This is a genomic window from Flavobacterium sp., from assembly GCF_044361015.1.
Lineage (GTDB): Bacteria > Bacteroidota > Bacteroidia > Flavobacteriales > Flavobacteriaceae > Flavobacterium.
Map to the genome: position 1 here is coordinate 1 of NZ_JBIKJL010000094.1, position 4,993 is coordinate 4,993.

At 36.2% G+C, this 4,993-nt stretch carries 4 protein-coding genes; 2 read left to right on the forward strand and 2 right to left on the reverse strand.

Annotation, left to right across the window (positions count from 1 at the left end):
• Positions 1–1,354: 1,354 nt before the first annotated feature.
• Positions 1,355–2,236 carry a cupin-like domain-containing protein gene (locus tag ACIQ2Z_RS12525; RefSeq protein WP_396184502.1) on the reverse strand — a complete coding sequence of 294 codons (882 nt, stop codon included), beginning with the start codon at positions 2,234–2,236 and terminating at the stop codon, positions 1,355–1,357.
• 203 nt (positions 2,237–2,439) lie between these two features.
• Here ACIQ2Z_RS12525 and ACIQ2Z_RS12530 point away from each other — a divergent pair, with 203 nt between their 5' ends.
• Together ACIQ2Z_RS12530 and era are read left to right on the forward strand one after the other, a co-directional pair.
• Positions 2,440–2,892 (forward strand): KTSC domain-containing protein, encoded by a 453-nt coding sequence (locus tag ACIQ2Z_RS12530; RefSeq protein WP_396184503.1) that lies wholly within the window; start codon positions 2,440–2,442, stop codon positions 2,890–2,892.
• A gap of 133 nt (positions 2,893–3,025) precedes the next feature.
• On the forward strand, positions 3,026–3,910 hold the full coding sequence (gene era, locus ACIQ2Z_RS12535; RefSeq protein ID WP_396184505.1) for a GTPase Era: 885 nt from the start codon (positions 3,026–3,028) through the stop codon (positions 3,908–3,910).
• 3 nt (positions 3,911–3,913) lie between these two features.
• Here the strand turns inward: era and ACIQ2Z_RS12540 are convergent.
• A partial coding sequence (locus ACIQ2Z_RS12540; protein WP_396184506.1) for a helix-turn-helix domain-containing protein occupies positions 3,914–4,993 on the reverse strand: 1,080 nt, incomplete at its 5' end.

Consider the following 4,993-nt stretch of genomic DNA (forward strand, 5'->3'; position numbering starts at 1 on the left):
TGACAAACCTCCGAAGCAAGAAACTACTTATACCTACCATTAAAAACTTTAGTAACCCAAAAGTAAACCAATAGACAATGTTCCACAGAATCCTCTGCGGTTTGGCTCCCTCTCCTTTGGAGAGGGTTGGGGTGAGGTAAAAAAACTAGTAACGAAAGCCATATAACCATGAACCCCCAGCACATTATACCTACTAAAAACAATATAACCATAAACCCCCTGATTTTGCTCCCTTTAGGGTTGGGGCAAAACAAAATCAGCAGTTCCTATTGTTTTTTTCTTTCCCCAACCCTAAAGGGTGGAAAAAAACCGTGCTTTGAACAAATTATCTAATGAAAATTGATAAGCTGATTTTGCTCCCTTTAGGGTTGGGGCAAACAAAATCAGGCCAATATAAAAACCAAATAACCGCGAATATATAATGCGATACCTCCTTCGTCGGCATGACACAACTCCGTAGCAAAAAATTACATATCCCCACTTTTAAAAACTTTAGTAACCCAAAAGTAAACCAATAGACAATGTTCCACAGAATCCTCTGCGGTTTGGCTCCCTCTCCTTTGGAGAGGGTCGGGGTGAGGTAAAAAAACTAGTAACGAAAGCCATATAACCATGAACCCCCAGCACATTATACCTACTAAAAACAATATAACCATAAACCCCCTGATTTTGCTCCCTTTAGGGTTGGGGCAAAACAAAATCAGCAGTTCCTATTGTTTTTTTCTTTCCCCAACCCTAAAGGGTGGAAAAAAACCGTGCTTTGAACAAATTATCTAATGAAAATTGATAAGCTGATTTTGCTCCCTTTAGGGTTGGGGCAAACAAAATCAGGCCAATATAAAAACCAAATAACCGCGAATATATAATGCGATACCTCCTTCGTCGGCATGACACAACTCCGTAGCAAAAAATTACATATCCCCACTTTTAAAAACTTTAGTAACCCAAAAGTAAACCAATAGACAATGTTCCACAGAATCCTCTGCGGTTTGGCTCCCTCTCCTTTGGAGAGGGTCGGGGTGAGGTAAAAAAACTAGTAACGAAAGCCATATAACCATGAACCCCCAGCACATTATACCTACTAAAAACAATATAACCATAAACCCCCTGATTTTGGCTCCCTTTAGGGTCGGGGCAAACAAAATCAGCACAATACAAAGCCACCTAACCGCGAATATATAATGCAATTCCTCCTGCATCAGCATGACAAACCTCCGAAGCAAGAAACTACTTATACCTACCTTTAAAAACCACAGTAACCCTCTTTATTAACTGGAACCACAGGAAAAGATTCGGGAGCCTTTTTGTTTGTTTTTCAAAAGAATGGTGAAAACTGACAATAAATTTTAATCACTTATTTCGGATTTCCGTTTCGATACGCTTTTTCAGCAATTGTTACGGCTAGCTTTTCTCGCCAATGAGCATACTTTGCTTTAAAAGTCATTTTTAACAAACTGTCCACGGCACCATGCATAAACAAGCTACACAAACTTGCCATTTTTCTGGAAAGCGATTTATCCCAAGCCCGCAATGTTAACGAAAAAGAGCCGTCAATATACCGCATCCAATGCCACATGCCTGTAGGCATGAACAAGGTGTCGCCATGTTCTAAAAAGACTTCATAGCCTTCCACTCCTTTCAATGCGGGAAACTTTTCAAAATCAGGGTTGGCTACATCATAATCTTCTAAGGCGTAGGTAGTATTCGGAATGCAATACAATCGCTTTTTCCATTTATTGTCAAAAAGGATAATGTGTTTTCTGCCGCCAAAATGCGTGTGAAACAAATGGGGCAAATCGATGTCGTAATGTAAAAAAGTGATTGCTTTGGTACCACCAAAAAACATGGCAGGCATGCTTTCAATAAAACCACCCATCAACTCTTTTGGAATTTTGATGTCCTTTAATAATTCCGGAGAATGCTTAAATAAATTCAGGAAAAAGATGCGAAGTTCGGTAGGCTCCCGTTTGATTAAATCTAAATAGTCACCAAATTTCATGCTGGCCAGTTTTGCATTGATTGCTTTGGAAGGATCTGCTTTAGAATTATCCACCAAATCAACTTGAAGATCACCCGCAATTTCTTTAAAATAATCCAACGTCCATTTCTCTCTCGCAGGCCAATCTTTGGATAAGTTTTTAATAATTAAGGGTTTTCTGGGATCTAAGTAGTTCTTCTTGAAATCTTCACGACTTATTGTATCAACAGTATCAACAGATTTAAAAATAAAGCTCATAGTTGTATTAAATATAAAAACAGAAGGATATTCACATTAGCAAGACGGTAAAATTATCAATTTAACGTATTCAAATTCTTAATCTTAATATAAATTTTGTTCCAAAAGAAAGAAGATCACACAAGTTAGGATTGAATTAAAAAAACAATTACTTTTGCAAAAAAAATTAAAAACGTGGGAAAGCATGTTTGTAAAGTCAACTTATGAATTCAAAAAAAATTGCAGAATACCGAAAACTGCTTGAAGTAACAAAAACAGCCACGCTGAAAGAACTGAAAACAATTTACAGAAACAGTATGAAAGACAGTCATCCCGACACCATTGCGGATGCTGATGAACGCCATGCTGCGGAGGAAAAAAGTAAAGCCGTCATTGAAGCTTACCATTTTTTAGTAAGTATTGCTCCGGAAACGCAGGAAAAAGTAAAAGACGAGTATGTAAAAACGACGACTACTTCGGGAATAATGGATTTCTATTTTGAGAATGGGGTATTGTACATTAACTTTTTAGACGGAAACACGTTTGAATATTTTGGTGTTCCAAAAGTAACCTACATCAAATTGGTGAATGCAGAATCTCCGGCTCGTTTTGCCCGTAGACACATTTATAATGAATTCTTATACCGTAGTGCCAGTAAATTGGTTGCTGCTGAGTAATTTCAATCGTAATAGATTTAATGAAGCCATCCCATTCGGATGGTTTTTTTTTGGCTAAATAGTGCAAGAGTTAGTAGCTAGGAATAGTTGAAAAGATTCCTCTAGAATCCCTACCTTTACAAAAAGATTTTACATGTCACACAAAGCAGGGTTCGTCAATATCATCGGAAATCCGAACGTTGGAAAATCAACGTTAATGAATGCATTTATTGGGGAGAAGTTATCCATTATTACTTCAAAAGCTCAAACCACACGTCACCGTATTCTCGGAATTGTGAATGGGGAAGATTTTCAAGTGGTTTTATCGGATACACCCGGAATTATCAAACCGGCCTACGAAATGCAGGAATCGATGATGCAATTTGTAAAGTCTGCCTTTGAAGATGCTGATGTGTTGTTGTATATGGTAGAGATTGGGGAGAAAGAATTAAAAGATGAAGCTTTTTTTAATAAAATCATCCATTCCGATATCCCGGTGTTGTTGTTGTTAAATAAAATTGACAAATCTAACCAAGAACAATTGGAAGAACAAGTGGCAATGTGGCAGGAAAAAGTGCCAAATGCCGAAATAATAGCCATCTCTGCCTTAGAAAATTTCAACGTAAAAGAGGTCTTTAATCGTATTTTGGAACTGCTCCCGGAATCACCACCTTACTACCCAAAAGACATGTTGACCGATAAACCCGAACGTTTTTTTGTCAACGAAACTATTCGAGAGAAAATCTTACTGAATTACGACAAAGAAATTCCGTATGCTGTGGAGGTAGAAACCGAAGAATTTATTGAAGATGAAAACATCATCCGAATTCGTTCCATCATTATGGTTGAACGCGATACGCAAAAAGGAATCATTATTGGCCATAAAGGCGAGGCCTTAAAAAGAGTAGGGATGCAATCGCGTCACGATTTAGAAAAATTCTTCGGTAAACAAATTCATATCGAATTGTATGTAAAAGTCAGCAAAGATTGGCGTAGCAATGCCTTTCAGTTGCGACGATTGGGGTACAACCAAAAATAGAATTTAATGGGTTGGAGCAAATGATTCCTGAGAATTTAAAGTAATAAATTCTTTGGGAGTTATTCCTGTATGTTTTTTAAAAGCCGTATAAAATACTGATTTTGAATTAAATCCGGCTTTCTGAGCAATTGCGTCAATGGTAAGTTTTGAAAAGGAGGTGGATATAAGTATGTTCTTAGCTTCTTCAATACGATAGGAATTGATAAAATCATTGAAGTTGCGGTTTGTTTTTTCATTAATCACCTGAGAAAGATGTTGTGGACTTACTTTCAGCAACTTTGATACTTCAGTAAGGGATATTTTTTCATTCAAATAAGGCTTGTCATCCCTTTTAATAAAATCCTTTAATAGATTAATTATTTTACTTTTTTCCGTTTCTGAAAGTTTAGAGGAACTGTATTTTTCTTTGGGCTCTTTTTCAGTTGAAACCATTCCGTAAAATAAATTGGGAATAAATAATAAACCTAAGACAACTGAATAATGAAAAAAAGTAATCATCGTCATTGCAAATCGATAAGGGTCTTCAAACAATTTCAGACCGGTAATGTGATCAATGAAAACTCCAAAAATCAATATGAGTTGACTGCTCATATTAATCAAAAACCAAGAAACCAAATAGAAATTTGGTTTATTTTTTCTAATTTCTAAGAGACGATATTTTTTTAGTAAGAAAAACTGAGCCACAAAATAAATCGAAAATAAAATGGTCTTCAGTAAATAATGGAGGGGTATAATTACACTGCCTTTGATTCTGAACTCTTCATAATAGTCTAGTTTTACTGCTGCAGGACTTGTGTAAAACGGCATAAACTCAATGAAATTTAAAACAAAAGGTAAAAGATGTACTAAATCAATCCAACGGTACTTAAAATTCGGATTTAAAACCGATAAGGTATAAAAATACATTACCGGACCCAATAGGTAATGAAACGGGCTATCAATTCTGAAAAGATGTATAAAATGAATTGTCTTCCCGCTGAAGTGCATGGTTCCCAAAACAATAATCAGCGAAGTAACCAATAACAAAGCTGATAAACTGAATTTAATGGATTTATTGTTTTTTGAGGCGAATAATGAAACCAT

Bases quoted from the DNA above. Each gene is read 5' to 3' on its own strand.
- ACIQ2Z_RS12530 (WP_396184503.1), top strand. From the start codon at position 2,440: ATGAATTCAAAAAAAATTGCAGAATACCGAAAACTGCTTGAAGTAACA.
- ACIQ2Z_RS12525 (WP_396184502.1), bottom strand. From the start codon at position 2,236: ATGAGCTTTATTTTTAAATCTGTTGATACTGTTGATACAATAAGTCGT.
- era (WP_396184505.1), top strand. From the start codon at position 3,026: ATGTCACACAAAGCAGGGTTCGTCAATATCATCGGAAATCCGAACGTT.